Source organism: Pseudomonas sp. S3E17 (assembly GCF_024168685.1).
Classification (GTDB): Bacteria; Pseudomonadota; Gammaproteobacteria; order Pseudomonadales; family Pseudomonadaceae; genus Aquipseudomonas; species Aquipseudomonas marginalis.
In genome coordinates this window covers 215,735-231,296 of record NZ_JALJWE010000001.1, presented here as the reverse complement: position 1 = coordinate 231,296, position 15,562 = coordinate 215,735, and the positions used below count along the sequence as shown (strand labels likewise).

The window sequence follows — 15,562 nt, the reverse complement described above, 5'->3', positions numbered from 1 at the left end:
ATGGTTTTCTACGTGAGGTCTCCGACAGGTTCACAGGCAGCGCCTGGCGCTGTCGGGTATCGTTTCAAGGTGACGGGAATGGCTCACTCGGGCGAAGTTTTTGACCTGTTCTACTGCTGCAATCACCGAACATTCGGCCGACCCGTCTGGCGCTATGGAGTAAAGGCATCGCTTACCCATGGAAAGGCTATGCAATACACGTTCATCCAGTTCACCGAGCACGACAAAAGAACAGTCACTCCTGGTCACTTGCACATCAACGCGCTTGCCAGGCACGGTGTCCACATCATCGACATGGAGCAGCGCAACATTGTCAAAACAGCTGAACCCTTGATGAATCAAGTCAATATGAGCGCTATCAAGTCCGCACACGATGACCACGATGCGCGTGCAACTTGATGGCTCGCGCATCCACCTCATTGCGTTGGGACGACAATCGACAGTTTGGCTCATAAGCGATGCCTTTATGGTTCCAACCGGCGAATGGACCAGGTCATTGGTTAAATGACGCCGCGTGCCTGCAACACGCTTTTCGCCAGGCTTCGGGTCGCCGCTAACACCGCCTCCACCTGTTGATCCATCTGTGCAGTGGTGGAGGCTGCTTTTCCAAGCTCGACCACGCGCAGCGGATGACCAAAGACGGACCCCAGCCACGTCATGCCGGAATCCGTGCCAGTTTCGACATCCAGTAAAAAGCTGCCGTGGGAGACGCCGCGCAACAGTTGACTGGCATGGCACGCGTAGGCCCCGTCGGACGGCTCCGGGCTGGACCCGACCTGCAACCAATCGAGCCTCAACGCCTCGGACTGTTTGATGGCTAGATAAGCCACCTGGTCCCACTCATCTATCGCCACATGCAGCTTGTCGATCATGTACGGGGGCAACGCGGCGCTGGTAACGATCACCACTCCGGCATCCGCCGAAGGCTCCTTGATCCAGACTGCGGATTGCGTTATCGCATGCATGGCGGTACTCCCGGCGGTTGGATAGGAGCAACGTGCTCCGGGTGACGATTCGACGATGGGATCGTGACATTCAATATTGATGCCGACTCACCCATCGCTTCGTGAGCTCCCTGGTTTTGGCGTTAATCAACCGTTGCGAAACAGGAAGCTGTAGGCATTCAGCGCAGGCACCCCACCCAAGTGCGCATACAGCACTTTGGAGCCTTCGGGGAACTCACCACGGCGGACCATTTCAATCATCCCGTGCATGGATTTGCCCTCGTACACCGGATCGGTCAGCACACCTTCCAGGCTCCCGCACAAACGAATGGCTTCCAGCGTGCCTTCGTTGGGCAAACCGTATTCCGGGTAGGCAAAACGTGTATCGAGCACCACGTCGTCTTCGGTGATCTCACGGCCCAGTTCCACCAACTCTGCGGTGTGCCGGGCGATACGCAGGATCTGCGCCTTGGTTTGCTCCGGCTTGGCCGAGGCATCAATGCCGATAACGTTCTTCGAACGGCCGTCCGCGGCGAAACCGACGACCATGCCGGCCTGGGTACTGCCGGTCACAGAGCAGACCACGATGTAGTCGAACGTGAACCCCAGTTGTTTTTCCTGCGCTCGCACTTCCTCGGCAAAGCCGACGAACCCAAGGCCGCCGTAGGGGTGTTCGGAACAACCCGCCGGTATCGGGAACGGCTTGCCACCCCGCGCCACCACATCGTCCATGGCCTTCTCCCAGCTGGGCCGAATGCCGATATCGAACCCGGCGGCGTCCAGTCGTACCTCGGCGCCCATGATGCGAGACATTTCGATATTGCCAACGCGGTCATATACCGCATCGGAGTAGTTCACCCAGTTTTCCTGCACCAGCACGCACTTCATGCCCAGGTGAGCGGCAACGGCGGCCACCTGGCGAGTCTGGTTCGACTGGATGCCGCCGATGGAAACCAAGGTATCGCAGCCTTGCTCGAGTGCTTCGGGAATCAAATATTCGAGCTTGCGCGTTTTGTTCCCGCCGAAGGCCAGGCCACTGTTGCAGTCTTCACGTTTGGCATACAGCTCGACCTTGCCACCCAGGTGTTCACTGAGGCGCTTCAAGGGCGTGATGGGAGAAGGACCGAAGGTCAACGGATAACGTTTAAAACGATTCAGGTTCATGACGCGGCTCCTTGATTACTGGACATCAAAGCGCCAGACCGAAAGGCAAAGGTTGCCTTCCAGGTTCTTTCAGACGGGCTTCGATGAGTTCAATATTAAGAAGATTTCCAAAAAGATGTGTTGCAAACTTCTAGCACTTGAAGAACTATAATTTCTCGCTATAAATAGCGAACATACTTTAATTGCGAATAAACATTCATGAACGCAATAAACACTCGCAAGAAGCCAGGCGTATCAGCCCCGGTGCCGCAGCCGCTGGATCGAACCGACCGCGCCATTCTCAAGGCCCTGCAGCGAGATGCCTCCATCTCCAATGTGGCGCTGGCAGAGAAGGTGAAATTGAGTGCACCGGCGTGCCTCAGGCGCGTCGAGCGGCTCAAGCAAGTCGGCCTGATCAAAGGCATAGTCGCGCTGCTCGACAATGTCGCGCTGGATGCGGGGATGGTGGTGTTGATCGGCGTGGTGCTGGACCGCTCCACACCGGAATCCTTCGCCGCATTCGAGGCAGCCGCACAAAAAGTGTCCGGCTGTATGGAGTGCCATGTGGTGACGGGGGAGTTCGACTACTTCATGTTGATACGAACCAAGGACAGCAACAGTTTCAACCGGCTCCACGCGGAGCAGTTGCTTTACCTGCCTGGGGTTCGCCAGATTCGATCGTTCATGGGGTTGCGTCAGGTCGTGTCGACCACCCACATTCCCCTTTGAAGCGTCGCTAGTCGAGCAGTCCGCCCTGCTCCCGTACGTGCTTGATGTCTCTCGAGGGCGGGGCTCCGAAACGCCGGGCATATTCACGGCTGAATTGAGCGACACTTTCATAGCCGACGCGCAACGCGGCGGTGTTCACGTCAACCCGATCGGTCAACATCAGGCTGCGTGCGGCTTGCAGCCGTAACGCCTTTTGATACTGAACAGGGCTGGTGCCTGTCAGCTTGCGAAAACTGTGATGCAGCGTAGAGCTGGCCATTCCTGATCGTTCGGCGAGATCGGCCACGTGCAGCGGTTTGTCGTAGTGATGTTTCAGCCATTCAATGGCTCTCACGATGCCCTTGTCTCGGTAACCGTCGCGGGTGACGCTGCGCAACCACTGCCCTGCACCACTTAACAACAGCCGAACGCATATTTCCCGCTTGATCAGATCCGACATCAAGCCTGCTTCAAGCGGCCGTTCGATCAGCGTAGCGAGTCGAGCGAATGCATCGAGCATCTCACTCGACGCCGCACCGGATACGAAGCCCCGCGCTTGAGTAGCCATTTCCTGCGTGGGGGGGTCCAAGGTCTGGATCACCTCGTTGAGCATGGAAAGGTTGAGCTTCAACACCACGGATAAATAGGGGGTTGCCTCGCTGGCGGCGGTAACGCGGGCCAATGTGGGGATGTCGACCGACGTGACGAAGAACGCCCCCGGCCCGAACTCACAGGCCTCCTCGCCGAACGTGATCTCCTTCGCCCCCTGCAGAATGATGGCCACGCAAGGCTCATAAATGCAGTAAGTGGGCGTACCCAGGTCAGCCATTCGATAAAAGGCCAGGCCTGGAATGGATGTTTTGCACACCTCGTTCAAACCAATCTGCCGGGTGACTTTTTCGATCAGCCGCCTGAGTGCCTGGAGACGCTCGTTGGGCTGTATGGGATCGCGCAACGTCAGAGAATGCAGGTGGCCGGAACCGAACTGCGAGAAGGAACCGCTCGTCATCACATGCGCCCCTGTTTACGGAATGTTCGAGTCTGCTGAGAGTGCGTGACCAACACAAGCGCATCGGCAGGATTGTGCAAAAAATATGGCGTATTAGGGTCACCCGGCCAACCCTCGTTGTTCTAACTTCCAGTACGAATACCGGCTTCGATGATCCCGTGAAACCTCGGTCGCGAAAGGAACGTTGGATGGACAGACGAGATTTTCTTACTTACTCGGCAGTGGGTACTGTTACAGCCGCTTTGCTGCCAGCCTCGAGTGTCGCCAGTCCGGCAGCCCCAGCGCCCTCTTTACTGACAGAGCGCGGGAGCGTGATGCGTACGGAAGGCCGGCTAGTGCGCACAGGCCTGCCCCTCAATTCACCTTCGCCTACCCTGCGATACATGACGCCTCAACGCTTTGGCATGGGCGGGACACAGATTGGCAATATCTTTGCGCCGCTCAGCGACGAGCAGGCGGGCCTGGTTCTACAGGCCGCCTGGGACGCGGGTGTAAGGCTTTACGACACGTCGCCGTTCTACGGGTTTGGTTTGAGTGAATATCGGGTAGGCCGCTTTCTGCACGGCAAAAATCCGAACGACTATGTGGTCTCCACCAAGGTAGGACGGGTTTTGACTGCCGCGGGTGGCCCGCGCGCGGACCATGCCATCTGGAAGTCACCCGCGCCCTTCAACTACCGGTATGACTACACCGCGGCAGGCGCACGGCGTTCCGTGGAAGACAGCCTGCAGCGGCTGGGGCTGCCGCGTATCGATATCGTGTTTATCCATGACATCTCGCCCGATAACAGCGAACTGGAAGGCGGTTGGGAAGCGGCGTATCGCATTGCGCGCACAGGGGCGATGGTCGAACTTGAAAAGATGCGTGACGAGGGCCTCATCAAGACTTGGGGCTTCGGCGTCAATACGCCGAATGCTGTGGTCCAGGCGATGGCCGGTGATGACCCGACTCCCGATATCGTGTTGCTTGCCTGCCAGTATTCCCTGCTCGAGCACGGCGATGCGTTGCGCAACACCTTTCCGGCGTTGAGCAGGAAGGGCACCAGCGTTGTGGTTGGAACACCACTGAACGATGGATTCCTGGGAGGACGCAGCCGATACAACTTCAGTTTGGATCTGCCTGCCGGAGCGGTGGAAAAGCGCGCGCGAATCATGGCGGTTGCCAAACGACATGGCATCGACATTCATACTGCCGCCCTGCAGTTCGCGGCAGCACATCCGCAAGTGTCAGCGATCATTCCGGGTGCCCGCACGCCGGGGCAGATCGTTTCCAATGTGCAGGCGATGAAGGTCGGTATCCCGGCAGCCTTTTGGGAGGAACTCAAGAGCCGGAACCTGATCGATGCCCAAGCACCGGTCCCTTCCTGAGCAAGGCCTACGCCCGTGCAACCTGCTGATGTGGCGCTAGACCCGACACTTATCCTCCTGGTTGCAGCAACGCTGCGGGTAGCAGCCGCTTGATCAGCCTATTCCAGTAAACAAACTGCACACGCGTCCAACTAAAAACACTCGTCCAAGGCCGTAATAAATGAAGATACGCACGTCTTTCATGATTTTAGGCGGCCTGCTTGCGCTGTCCGGCAGTGGCTACTTACTCGCCGACACACTCGCGCTGAGCGTTCCATTGCCGGCTCCACTCCCACAGCTAAAGGTGCTGACACTCCTTATAGGTATACACCTGCTCGGCATGTGCTTCGGTCTCGGTGGGGCGACGATGCTGGACCTCTGGATCTTGCGTTGGATGCGCCGGGGCAGCCTCCCGGTTGAAATCGGACGCACCTTTCACTTCATCAGCGACGCGGTCACTATTGGACTCTGCCTCCTGTGGCTTTCAGGCCTTGGTTTCCTTGCCCTTTACGCGATGGAGTCGCCGGAAAAGTTTGAAAACCCCAAACTCTGGGCGAAAGTCATTGTGGTGATCGTCCTGACCATCAACGGAATAATCATCCACGCGCTTGTGCTGCCAGAAGCCCTACGCGACCTGAGTCGCCCCCTGCTCTTTGGCGTGTCCCGCAAAAGAGCGGCCTTGTTTCTCGCATCCGGTGCAGTTTCGGGGGTGTCTTGGTACACGGCTTTTGCCTTCGGCATTTTTCGTGAGTTAAACAACAGTGTCACCTTCACCCTGCTGGTCATCATGTGGCTTACGCTGATAGTCGCCGCCTCTCTCGCCGCAATGCTGCTCTGGTTAAACTCTGCCGCGGGAACCAGAAAACCTCCGTCGCTCAGTCATCCGACGTGAAGATAAAGACCCGCTTGGGCATTGCGCGTAACTGCAACGCTTGCCGACCACGGCAAAGCGGCCAGTTCTTCCTCACGCATAGCCTTACCTGTAGCTCGCAAGCCCGTTATGAAATCTGGCGAGAGCGTTGTTCCTCCAGAATCTTTGGCAGATTGCCTTCGATCCAGTCAACCAGGCCTTCGACATGGCGGGCTACTTCAGTTCCCATAGGGGTGAGGCTGTACTCAACGTGGGGTGGCACGACCGGATAGGATTTGCGCAGGACGAAACCATCGAGTTCCAAAAACTGGAGGGTCTGCGCAAGCATCTTTTCGCTGACGCCTCCAATCTTGCGACGCAGATCGCTGAAGCGATGCGTACCCGCGAGCAAGGCCACCAATACTAATACTCCCCAGCGGCTGCTGACGTGCTGGAGCACGACCCTCGAGGGACAATCCGGGTCGAATAATTCACCGCTGCGCAGTCGGTCGGCCACTGTTGCGGGACGGGTTGCTCCAGAGGGCTCGAAATCCGGCATGCTTACTTACCTTTAGGTACGTACTTACGAAAAGTTAGTTAAGGCCCTACTCTGCCAGCTCTATCACTTTTTGTAAAAGGAACCCCTCATGATCGCCGTCACCGGAGCCACCGGCCAACTTGGCCGCCTCGTTGTCCAGCAACTCAAGCAAAAAGTACCCGCGTCCAACCTGGTCGCGCTGGTGCGCAGCCCTGACAAGGCGAGTGATCTAGGCGTGGAGGCACGTGTTGCCGACTATGACAATCCGCAAACCCTGGTCGCGGCGCTCAGCGGAGTCGACACGCTTCTACTCATTTCCTCAAGCGAAATAGGTAAGCGACTCTCACAGCATCGAAATGTCATCAACGCCGCAAGGCAGGCCGGTGTGAGTCGCGTCGTTTATACCAGTGTACTGCACGCGGATACCTCTTCATTGAGCCTCGCCGAGGAGCATCGGCAAACGGAAGCCGAGCTCACAGCATCGGGGTTGGCATTCACGATATTGCGTCATGGTTGGTATACCGAGAACTACACCGGCTTTATCGCTGGCGCGTTATCGGCCGGTGAATTTATCGGCAGCGCAGGTGACGGAAAGATTTCTGCGGCGACACGGGAAGATTTCGCCCAGGCCGCTGCCGTCGTGCTCACCCGCGACGATCAAGAGGGGAAGGTCTACGAGTTGGCGGGTGACAGCGCCTGGACGTTATCGGAACTCGCAGCCGAGGTTTCTCGGCAAACGGGCAGGAACATTCCCTACAAGAACTTGCCTGAAACTGACTACGCCTCTGCGTTAATCAATTTCGGCCTCCCGGAGCCACTCGCACAGGCCCTGGCTGGCTACGATGTCAACGCATCCCAAGGCGCACTTTTCGATGATAGCCATCAGCTTTCGACGCTGATCGGCAGGGCCACGACTTCACTTTCAGCAGCAGTGGCAATCGCTCTCAAAGGGCAATGATCGCAGGACACCGTGGCGCCGCCTGTTCGCAGAACGATCACCCGAGCAACCACGTCAACAAAGAGCGCAAGGGCTGTAAACCCCCTGCGCACCGTTGAGCAATGGCGAATTCGGGTCATTGACGATCAGGCGACCAGCAAGGCTGAAGGTTATTGCTGGTGCATGATTGCTCCATACCGGCGCCCGTCAAAAATCGACGGTCGCCGATAGTTGCAAGGTCCGCGGATACCCCGGGGAAAACGCACCATAAGAGGCCACGCCGGACCAGTACTCACGGTCGAACACGTTCTGTACCGTGGCGCGGAATGTCGTCGGCCGCCCTTCTATCTTGGTGGCGTAACGCGCACCGGCGTCAATGCGGGTCCAGGCGTCGAGTTCCTGGGTGTTGGCCTGGTTGACGTATTGGCTGTCGGTGTAGATCGCCCCCCCCGTGAGGGTGAAACCTTCCAGCCAGGGGGTGTCGTATTCCGCCCACAGGTTGGCCTGGATATCGGGCACGCCGACCGGCTTGTTGCCCTGGTTAGCGGCAGTCGCCGACTTGGTCAGCTCGCCATCGAGGAAGGTCACGCCCCCCATCAAACGGGTGCCGGTGGCCACTTCGCCGAACACGCTGAGTTCCAGGCCACGGTTGCGCTGTTCGGCCTGCACCGAATACACGCCATTGGCGCCCAGTTCGCCGGCAGGTTTCTCGATCTGGAACAACGCCAGCGTGGTCATGAAGGTGCCGTGTTCATACTTCACCCCCAGTTCGTGCTGCTTGGACTCATACGGCGCAAAGGTTTCCCCGGCATTGCTCGCCGTGCCCGGTGCCGCATCGCCTTTGCTCAGCCCTTCGACGTAGTTGTAGTAGAGGGAGACGTCCTCCCAGGGCTTGACCACCACCCCCAGCAACGGCGTGGTGGCGTTGGCGCTGTAACGAGAGCTGACGGTGCCGGCGGCATTGTAGTTACGCGACTCGATAAACTGCCGGCGTACGCCCAGGCTCAGTTGGAGACGGTCATCCAGCATCCCCAAGGTGTCGGTCAACGCCACGCCGGACAGCTCCGACTCGGAGATTCGCAGCACCTTGGGCGTGTTGATGTATTGCTTGGGCGTGTCCACCGGGTGGTAGATATTGGAGAGGATTGTGGTGCCGTTGTTGATGCCCCGCGACAGCTCATCCTGGTAACGGGTCGCCATCAGCGTGGTGGTATGGGTTACCGGGCCGGTGGCGAAGAGCCCGCGCATCCCCACATCGGCGGTAGAACGGTCGACGTTGAATTTGTAATAGCCCGGGACGTTGCTGGTGTCGCCCGCGTCATTGAGGATGCGCGGCACCTGGTCGGACATGCGTTTCACATCCGACCTGCCGCCCCCTGCATGGGCGAACACGGTGAGGTTGTCGCTCAGATCATATTCACCGCCGAGCAATGCGGACTGTTCCTTGGTATCCGACCAACCCCACTTTTGCGGCAGGCTGGTACGGCCATTGGGGGCGGATGGCACGTCAACGCCCGGCGCGATGGTGAACGGGCGTGAGGCACCGTCGAAGCTTTCTTTCTGGCTGATGTAGTCCAGGTTCAGGCGCAGCCGCTCGCCACGATAATCCAGGGCAATCGCACCGATCCCTACGTCGCGATGCTGGTCGTTCACCGCCGTGTCGCCGCCCTGCAGGCTGCCGTTAAAGCGCACGCCGAACTGGTTTTCCTCACCAAAACGCCGACTGATATCCAGGTGCCCGCCCGCCTGGGAGTCTGACGCGTAGCTGCCGGTGAACCGGGTCAGGTCTTCCTCCAGCGGCCGTTTGGGAACAATGTTGATGACCCCACCCACGCCACTGTTGGGCGAGATGCCATACATCAAGGCACCCGGCCCCTTGAGCACTTCGACACGCTCGGCGTACTCGGTAAACGCCCGGTAATTGGGGGCTACGCCATACACGCCGTCGTAGGCCAGCTCACCCAGGTTGCCTTCGCCGATGGCAAAACCGCGAATGAAAAACGAATCGACGATACCGCCGGTCTGGCCGGTCGAGCGCACCGACGGGTCGCGTTCCAAGGCATCGGCAACGGTGACGGTTTGCAGGTCGGCGAGGGTTTTGGCGGTGTAGCTGGTGACGCTGAACGGCGTGTCCATCACGTCTTTGTTGCCCATCATGCCCAGCCGCGCGCCGCGCGCCACCTGCCCACCGGCAAGCACCTCGGGCAACGCCGTCGGGCCGTTGTAGCGGCCGTCGATCGTGGTGGTGTCGAGGGTCAGGCTGGGCGTGCTGTCATCCGTGGCGGCAGGCGTTGGTGTCTCAGCCCAGGCGTTGGCGCCCGCTGCGACCATGACGAAATTCAACAGGGCGGTTCGAATAGCGAGGGTTAACGCGCGTTCACCGCAAGGCCGACTGGCAACAGGCATGACGAGAGGATCCTTTCAACGAGAGAAAATGGGAATCACTCCTAATGCCAGTCGACGTGCGAAAAAGTATCACCCACTCACTTGATTTTTTTACACGACTCATTCGTACAGGCGGTCCAGCGGGATCGCGATGACCGGTAGCGCCGGATCAAACACATGCCGTGTGGTCTTGTACGGAAAGATCTCGCCGCGAGCGATGGTGTTGAAAATCCGCGCGACCTCGAACGCGTGCCCCGTGTGCCAGTGCCGTACGCACACCCGTGGGTCCGCGTAGTCGAGCTGGATGCACGGCACCCGACACAGACCCAACTGCAACGCTGCATTCAGGCGATGGTTACCGTCCATCACGATGCCTTGCGAGCGCTCGACAATGATCGGTTCCAGCCAATGCCCTGCGCGGATAATCGAGTCGCATAGCCACTGCACATTCGCCGGGTCCACCTGTTCCGATTGCAGCACTTCGCACACCGGTCGCAGCGCAATCTGATAGGTCTGCTCAATAGCCCCTTCCTGTCCTGGCAGCATGCTCAGCAAGCTCCGGTCTTGGCGACCGCTGCGTGTCGGCGGCCCATGTCCAACAGGCGTTGCGCCTGTTCGATCAGCGGCAGGTCGACCATTTCGCCGTCAACTTGCACCGCATGGCTGCCCCCGGCCACGGCACTCATCACCCGACCGGCCCAGGCCAATTGCTGCGCATCGGGTAGAAATGCGCGCTGCACCGTCGCCAGCTGCGCGGGATGGATGCACAGCTTGGCCCCGAACCCGAGGGAGCGAGCGTAAAGCGAGTCCTGGGCGACCACCGCCAGGTCGTTGATCGCCGGCGTGACTCCGTCGATCGGTGCCGGCAAACCCGCAGTGCGAGAGGCCAGCACGATGCGGTTGCGTGCGTACACAAACGCCTCAGGCACCTGGCCGCAATTGATATCCAGGGAAAAATCCAGCGAGCCAAAGGCCAGGCGTGCCAGGCCGGGAACCGCAGCAATCGCCTCCACCTGCTGCAAGCCTCTGGCCGTCTCGATGATCGCGACAATGTGCAATTGGGGTTGCCACGCCAGCATCTGCTCGACCACCCGCGCCAACGCTTGCGGCGCCTCGGCCTTGGGCAGGAATACCCCGGTGCAACGCTCGGGGTAACGCATGTCGCCCAACCACGTCAGGTCCTGGCGGAACAACGCGCTGCCGACGCTGTTGAGCCGGATAAACCGCTGGCACGCCACACTTGGCGCACTCTCCTGCCACGCCCAGATGGCAGCTCGAGCAGCGGCTTTGCTATCGGGATGAACCGCATCCTCAAGGTCCAGGATGATTGCATCCGCTCCGGCCTCAGCCGCTTTGGCAAAGCGCTCCGGACGGTTCCCCGGAACGAACAGGTAGCTGATGGGAAGCAGGGCAGTCGTGATCGGACGATCAGTGTTCATAGCAGTTCTCCTTGGCGTGCATCAGTCGTGGTTTTTGCAAAATTTTCAGGGGCCTCGGGACGGCTGAATTGCGCCTCTGTCAGCGCCCTCGCCGATCAACGTTTAACCCCTTATTGATCAATGAATTAACAACGCTTTCAAACTTGGGACGAACGCCCGCAAGAGCGTGCAAATACACGTTCGCGCAACGCTGTTCGGCCGGGATCAATTAGAAATATTTGAAAACCTTACTTGATAATCGTTCTCGGTAGCAATATTGTTCACGCCGCCAAGAGAAACTTTTCATGACCCTAGGCAAGTCTTAACGCTCACCGAAAGTATGGCCTCGCGACATCATTTAACCATCACTCAGCGGTGAGTCAGATTAAGAAAAACGGCAGTTAGTGGCCGATCGCTACACTCGTATAAACCTTATGGAATGGGGTTCTTATGCAATTGTTTTATGAACCGATTATTACCATCAAAGCCACAGTTTCGCCTGCAGGATTCGTGTGGCATCCACCGCCAAACGCATAAGCGTTAAAAACACGACGAACGACAAGACCACATTCATCGATCTCTTCCAGAGATTTAAATATGAATGACGACGCTATAAGCGCCAGGGGATAGTTATGTCTATTGCAATAACGCGCCTCAATGAAGCGTGTACAGAAGTTCATCTTTCGAAAATGCTTAATCCATTATTGGACGCATGCATCGCACAGCTGTTACATAACCAACCCGACAAACTGCTTGAACTCGTTGCGCAACATGGCTCCCCCCTGAATCTTGTATGGCCACACGCCTTTGCACTGAACACCGGCGCATTGCAATCCGTGCTGGAACAGCATGAAGTCCGACATGCGATCTTCTATGGCGCCAAAGCCAACAAGTCACAATGTTTACTCGGCGCAGCGAAGGCGTCCGGTATCGGCGTCGACGTTTCCAGTATTTACGAGATGCAAGCAGCACTGCGCGCCGGTGTGCCGGCCGCTCAGTTGTGTGCCACCGGCCCGGCGAAAACCGAGGATTTTCATCGGGCGCTGGTCCATGCCGGTGCACTGATCTGCGTGGATTCGCTGGAAGAGTTCGACCATTTGAAAACACTGGTCGAAGCCAGCAGCGAGGCCATAAAAGCCAGGGTTTTACTGCGTTACAGGCCTAAAGCCTGTGGGACCAGCCGCTTCGGAATGGGGGCCGCAGACCTGCTGGTGTGCTTGCACTTACTGACCGGACTCAGGGCATTTTTTGACTTCGAGGGTTTCCATTTCCACCTCGGTGGCTATGGGTTCGAATCTCGAGCACAGGCCTTTCGTGAAGTGACCGATTTCGTCGATGTTGCTCGGACGATGGGGTTGGCGCCGACCATGATCGATATCGGCGGAGGTTTGCCCATCCGCTATGTCGAGCCACACGCCTACGAGCGCTTTCTACAAAACGACAATACACCCAATCACTATTACAACCAGTCAGTGCCCAAGTCTTATTACCCTTACGGCAGCAACTTGACGGCGAGCCAATGGTTGACGTTGTTTCTTGAAAGTGCCTTCTCGCCGCGGCAAAACATTGCCCAGTACTTGAAGGCCAACAGCATCACCCTGGCATTGGAGCCGGGCCGAAGTCTGGTGGACCAAGCCGCAATTTCGGTATTTCGCATTACACGCAGCAAAAAACTGGCCAATAACAAAACGGTGTTATTTGTTGAAGGCAGCAGCTTCAGTGCCTGCGAAACATGGTTCGCGTCGGAATATCTGGTCGACCCGATTTTAATCAGCGCAGCGCCAACATCCGCCACACCGATGCAAGCCTATATTGCCGGACATAGTTGCCTGGATGATGACGTCATCACCCACCGCCTGATCAACTTTACGACTTCCCCCAAGGCCGGCGACTTATTAATTTATGCCAACACCGCCGGCTATCAAATGGACTTATTGGAGAACGAGTTCCATCGTCACCCCCTGCCCCGGCGAATGGTGGCGACCTGTTGCACGTACGGTAACTACGCGTTTTCACCTGACGACTAAAGGAAGTACTTCATATGATACTGACTAAAGTTTCCGAGCTGATCGGCAATACGCCTATGTTGGGTATTTATATTCCGGGCACTGATGCCCGGCTGTTATTAAAGATAGAGAAAAACAATCCCGGCGGCAGTATCAAAGACCGCATGGCGCGCAACATGGTACTCGCCGCGCTCAAGTCCGGACGCTTGAAACCAGGTGGCGTGGTGGTCGAGTCGTCGTCGGGCAATACCGGCATCGGCCTGGCCATGGCCGCCGTCGAATTCGGCCTGCAATTTATCGCCGTGGTCGACCATCACGCGGCGCAGGACAAGATCGCGGTGATGAAGGCACTGGGCGCCGATATTCGGTTTGTCGCGGGAACTTATCGTGAAGATGAAGTCGCGGTGGTAGAGCGCCAGCGCCTGGCGGCCGAACTCGCCGAGCAGATCCCGGGGGCCGTGTTCATGAACCAGTCCGACAACGCGGCCAACGCCGGCGGCTACAGCGACTTTGTGCGGGAAACCATCGTTCAGGCCGAAGGTGTGATCGGCGCGTATGTCGGTTGCGTCGGTACCGGCGGGTCGATGACCGGGATTGCCCGAGGCCTTAAACAGCACAACCCCGACATTGTGACCGTGGCGGTGGAGCCCGCGGGTTCCATCGTTTTCGGGCATCCCGGCTATCCGTACTATCAGTCCGGTACCGGCACGCCTGCCGGGGACACAGTGGGGCTGGTGCTCGATTACAGCTGCATCGACCTGGGCGTGCAGGTCACCGACTCACAAGCCTTCGAGACCTCGCGCTATATCGCCCGCCACCTCGCCCTGCTGGTAGGCGGCTCGACCGGTGGCGCAATTTTCAAGGCCCTGGAGCTGATTCACAAAGGTGTACTGAGCGGCAATGTAGTGGTGCCGATTGCCGATGGCGGCGAAAAATACCTGCACACGGTCTTCGATGATAAGTGGCTGGAGGAACGCGACTTGCTCGACCCCGGCGTCGCGTCGCAACTGGATGCCTGGCTGGGCAAGAACCACTGGCAGGAGTCCAGCTCCGCCCCGCTGCAACTGAGCGTCGCATGACCCTCTTTCGACCAAGGAGCGCCTCTGAATGAAACCGCTGAAAGTCGCCATTTGCGGCGGTGGCCGAACAGGTCATCTCAACGCCATCCTGTTCAAGCAACTGCCTGACGTCCAGGTTTCGCTGCTGACCAGCAACCTGGAAGTCGTCGACCACCACACGCGGCAAGTGCCGCTCCAGGCCCTGCTGCCGGACGGCTCCACATTGAACGCCCGGCTGGATCGGGTGACCGCCGAGGCCAGGCCCGCCGTCGAAGACGCCGACATCGTCATCATCACGGTGCCAGCCCATGCCCGCGCCAAAACTTTGCAGGCCATCGCCCCGCATTTGAGCACGAGCAAACCGGTGTACATCGGTGCGATTCCGGGCTTCTGCGGATTCGACTGGCTGGCCGAGGCCACACTGGCAAACCACCCGAACCTGGTGATCTGGGGCATGAAGGACGTACCTCATACCGCCTTCGACCTCACCCCCGGTCGGTCGATAAAAATGGGCGGCGGCAAAAGCCAGTTATATGTCGCGACCCATGCCCGCGAATCCCAGGCGTCGCGCCAGCAGTTGCACGACATCCTCACACGCCTCTACGGCCCTTGCGTCACGCTGCTCGATCACTATCTGGAGATCACCCTGACGCCCGGCAACCCGATCATGCACAGCTCGGTGATCTACGGGTTGATCGGCCCCTACGGGCAATGGCACCGCAAGATCTTTCCCCAGCGCCTGTGCTGGTGGACGGAGTGCCCCGAACTGGGCGCCTACTTCCTGGAACGCATGGATCAGGAGAGCCAGGAACTGTGCGCGGTCATCAGTGCGCGCATGGGCGTCGACCTGTCGTCCGTCAAATCCTTGAAACAGGAAATCGTCGAGGCGTACGGCGATCAGATTCGCGACCAGAGCAGCATGTTGTCCATTCTGCGCACCAACCAGGCCTACAACGACATCCTCGCGCCCATGGTGCCAGCCGGTGATAACCGCGCCGGGTATGTGATCGAGCGTGAGAGCCGTGCGTTTAACGAAGACGTCGCCTATGGCCTGGTGCTGCTGGTGGAAATGGCCAGGCGTTTTGAACTGAAAGTGCCCTATATCGAAGAAGTCCTGCACTGGAGCGTTGCCTACATGCAAGGCCTGCGCGACTCGGCGCTGGATTACTTCCCGAGCCAATGGCCTCGCACGGCATAACCCTTTTAATGAATGATTCAAC

At 58.4% G+C, this 15,562-nt stretch carries 15 protein-coding genes; 7 read left to right on the top strand and 8 right to left on the bottom strand.

Features of this window, described 5'->3' with window-relative positions; all coding sequences use genetic code 11:
- Nucleotides 1-30 precede the first annotated feature (30 nt).
- The 3 genes from J3D60_RS00880 to J3D60_RS00870 form a co-directional block, all read right to left on the bottom strand.
- The gene (locus J3D60_RS00880) at nucleotides 31-453 is read right to left on the bottom strand and encodes a hypothetical protein (RefSeq protein WP_253488768.1); all 423 of its coding nucleotides are present in this window, start codon (nucleotides 451-453) and stop codon (nucleotides 31-33) included.
- A gap of 47 nt (nucleotides 454-500) precedes the next feature.
- Nucleotides 501-965, bottom strand: a complete 465-nt coding sequence (locus J3D60_RS00875; protein ID WP_065939598.1) for a transketolase — start codon at nucleotides 963-965, stop codon at nucleotides 501-503.
- Nucleotides 966-1,091: 126 nt separating this feature from the next.
- The gene (locus J3D60_RS00870) at nucleotides 1,092-2,108 is read right to left on the bottom strand and encodes a 1-aminocyclopropane-1-carboxylate deaminase (protein WP_253488765.1); all 1,017 of its coding nucleotides are present in this window, start codon (nucleotides 2,106-2,108) and stop codon (nucleotides 1,092-1,094) included.
- Between the two features lie 198 nt (nucleotides 2,109-2,306).
- Between J3D60_RS00870 and J3D60_RS00865 the strand changes: the two genes are divergently transcribed.
- Nucleotides 2,307-2,816 carry an Lrp/AsnC family transcriptional regulator gene (locus J3D60_RS00865; protein ID WP_253488762.1) on the top strand — a complete coding sequence of 170 codons (510 nt, stop codon included), beginning with the start codon at nucleotides 2,307-2,309 and terminating at the stop codon, nucleotides 2,814-2,816.
- Between the two features lie 7 nt (nucleotides 2,817-2,823).
- Here the strand turns inward: J3D60_RS00865 and J3D60_RS00860 are convergent, their stop codons facing one another.
- Nucleotides 2,824-3,804 (bottom strand): AraC family transcriptional regulator, encoded by a 981-nt coding sequence (locus tag J3D60_RS00860; protein WP_253488759.1) that lies wholly within the window; start codon nucleotides 3,802-3,804, stop codon nucleotides 2,824-2,826.
- Nucleotides 3,805-3,992: 188 nt separating this feature from the next.
- On the opposite strand from J3D60_RS00860, the gene J3D60_RS00855 reads away from it, so the two are divergent.
- Together J3D60_RS00855 and J3D60_RS00850 are read left to right on the top strand one after the other, a co-directional pair.
- Nucleotides 3,993-5,171: an aldo/keto reductase gene (locus tag J3D60_RS00855; protein WP_253488756.1), complete on the top strand. Its 1,179-nt coding sequence runs from the start codon at nucleotides 3,993-3,995 to the stop codon at nucleotides 5,169-5,171.
- Between the two features lie 160 nt (nucleotides 5,172-5,331).
- The gene (locus J3D60_RS00850; protein WP_169899619.1) at nucleotides 5,332-6,042 is read left to right on the top strand and encodes a hypothetical protein; all 711 of its coding nucleotides are present in this window, start codon (nucleotides 5,332-5,334) and stop codon (nucleotides 6,040-6,042) included.
- A 106-nt stretch (nucleotides 6,043-6,148) separates the two neighbouring features.
- Here the strand turns inward: J3D60_RS00850 and J3D60_RS00845 are convergent, their stop codons facing one another.
- A complete protein-coding gene (locus J3D60_RS00845; protein WP_108574699.1) occupies nucleotides 6,149-6,559 on the bottom strand; it encodes a helix-turn-helix domain-containing protein in 411 nt (136 codons plus the stop codon).
- Nucleotides 6,560-6,647: 88 nt separating this feature from the next.
- On the opposite strand from J3D60_RS00845, the gene J3D60_RS00840 reads away from it, so the two are divergent.
- Entirely contained in the window at nucleotides 6,648-7,496 is an 849-nt protein-coding gene (locus tag J3D60_RS00840; RefSeq protein ID WP_253488754.1) for an SDR family oxidoreductase, read from the top strand.
- Nucleotides 7,497-7,682: 186 nt separating this feature from the next.
- Here J3D60_RS00840 and J3D60_RS00835 read toward each other — a convergent pair whose 3' ends face one another.
- The 3 genes from J3D60_RS00835 to J3D60_RS00825 all read right to left on the bottom strand — a co-directional run bounded on the left by J3D60_RS00835 (nucleotide 7,683) and on the right by J3D60_RS00825 (nucleotide 11,299).
- The gene (locus tag J3D60_RS00835; protein WP_253488752.1) at nucleotides 7,683-9,881 is read right to left on the bottom strand and encodes a TonB-dependent siderophore receptor; all 2,199 of its coding nucleotides are present in this window, start codon (nucleotides 9,879-9,881) and stop codon (nucleotides 7,683-7,685) included.
- A gap of 99 nt (nucleotides 9,882-9,980) precedes the next feature.
- Nucleotides 9,981-10,406, bottom strand: coding sequence for a ParB N-terminal domain-containing protein (locus J3D60_RS00830; protein ID WP_065939579.1), 426 nt, complete (start codon nucleotides 10,404-10,406; stop codon nucleotides 9,981-9,983).
- Between the two features lie 2 nt (nucleotides 10,407-10,408).
- On the bottom strand, nucleotides 10,409-11,299 hold the full coding sequence (locus J3D60_RS00825) for a CoA ester lyase (RefSeq protein WP_253488750.1): 891 nt from the start codon (nucleotides 11,297-11,299) through the stop codon (nucleotides 10,409-10,411).
- Between the two features lie 611 nt (nucleotides 11,300-11,910).
- Between J3D60_RS00825 and J3D60_RS00820 the strand changes: the two genes are divergently transcribed.
- The 3 genes from J3D60_RS00820 to J3D60_RS00810 are packed head-to-tail and all read left to right on the top strand — an operon-like array spanning nucleotide 11,911 to nucleotide 15,540.
- Nucleotides 11,911-13,305 carry a Y4yA family PLP-dependent enzyme gene (locus tag J3D60_RS00820; RefSeq protein ID WP_253488748.1) on the top strand — a complete coding sequence of 465 codons (1,395 nt, stop codon included), beginning with the start codon at nucleotides 11,911-11,913 and terminating at the stop codon, nucleotides 13,303-13,305.
- A gap of 14 nt (nucleotides 13,306-13,319) precedes the next feature.
- Complete coding sequence (locus J3D60_RS00815) at nucleotides 13,320-14,363, top strand: PLP-dependent cysteine synthase family protein (protein ID WP_065939576.1); 1,044 nt, start codon at nucleotides 13,320-13,322, stop codon at nucleotides 14,361-14,363.
- Nucleotides 14,364-14,391: 28 nt separating this feature from the next.
- Nucleotides 14,392-15,540: an NAD/NADP-dependent octopine/nopaline dehydrogenase family protein gene (locus J3D60_RS00810; RefSeq protein ID WP_065939575.1), complete on the top strand. Its 1,149-nt coding sequence runs from the start codon at nucleotides 14,392-14,394 to the stop codon at nucleotides 15,538-15,540.
- Nucleotides 15,541-15,562: the final 22 nt, after the last annotated feature.

Coding starts and splice junctions, on each gene's coding strand:
- J3D60_RS00875 (WP_065939598.1), bottom strand. CDS start 965: ATGCATGCGATAACGCAATCCGCAGTCTGGATCAAGGAGCCTTCGGCG.
- J3D60_RS00815 (WP_065939576.1), top strand. CDS start 13,320: ATGATACTGACTAAAGTTTCCGAGCTGATCGGCAATACGCCTATGTTG.
- J3D60_RS00855 (WP_253488756.1), top strand. CDS start 3,993: ATGGACAGACGAGATTTTCTTACTTACTCGGCAGTGGGTACTGTTACA.
- J3D60_RS00810 (WP_065939575.1), top strand. CDS start 14,392: ATGAAACCGCTGAAAGTCGCCATTTGCGGCGGTGGCCGAACAGGTCAT.
- J3D60_RS00820 (WP_253488748.1), top strand. CDS start 11,911: ATGTCTATTGCAATAACGCGCCTCAATGAAGCGTGTACAGAAGTTCAT.
- J3D60_RS00870 (WP_253488765.1), bottom strand. CDS start 2,108: ATGAACCTGAATCGTTTTAAACGTTATCCGTTGACCTTCGGTCCTTCT.
- J3D60_RS00865 (WP_253488762.1), top strand. CDS start 2,307: ATGAACGCAATAAACACTCGCAAGAAGCCAGGCGTATCAGCCCCGGTG.
- J3D60_RS00880 (WP_253488768.1), bottom strand. CDS start 453: ATGAGCCAAACTGTCGATTGTCGTCCCAACGCAATGAGGTGGATGCGC.
- J3D60_RS00845 (WP_108574699.1), bottom strand. CDS start 6,559: ATGCCGGATTTCGAGCCCTCTGGAGCAACCCGTCCCGCAACAGTGGCC.
- J3D60_RS00840 (WP_253488754.1), top strand. CDS start 6,648: ATGATCGCCGTCACCGGAGCCACCGGCCAACTTGGCCGCCTCGTTGTC.
- J3D60_RS00835 (WP_253488752.1), bottom strand. CDS start 9,881: ATGCCTGTTGCCAGTCGGCCTTGCGGTGAACGCGCGTTAACCCTCGCT.
- J3D60_RS00850 (WP_169899619.1), top strand. CDS start 5,332: ATGAAGATACGCACGTCTTTCATGATTTTAGGCGGCCTGCTTGCGCTG.
- J3D60_RS00860 (WP_253488759.1), bottom strand. CDS start 3,804: ATGACGAGCGGTTCCTTCTCGCAGTTCGGTTCCGGCCACCTGCATTCT.
- J3D60_RS00830 (WP_065939579.1), bottom strand. CDS start 10,406: ATGCTGCCAGGACAGGAAGGGGCTATTGAGCAGACCTATCAGATTGCG.
- J3D60_RS00825 (WP_253488750.1), bottom strand. CDS start 11,299: ATGAACACTGATCGTCCGATCACGACTGCCCTGCTTCCCATCAGCTAC.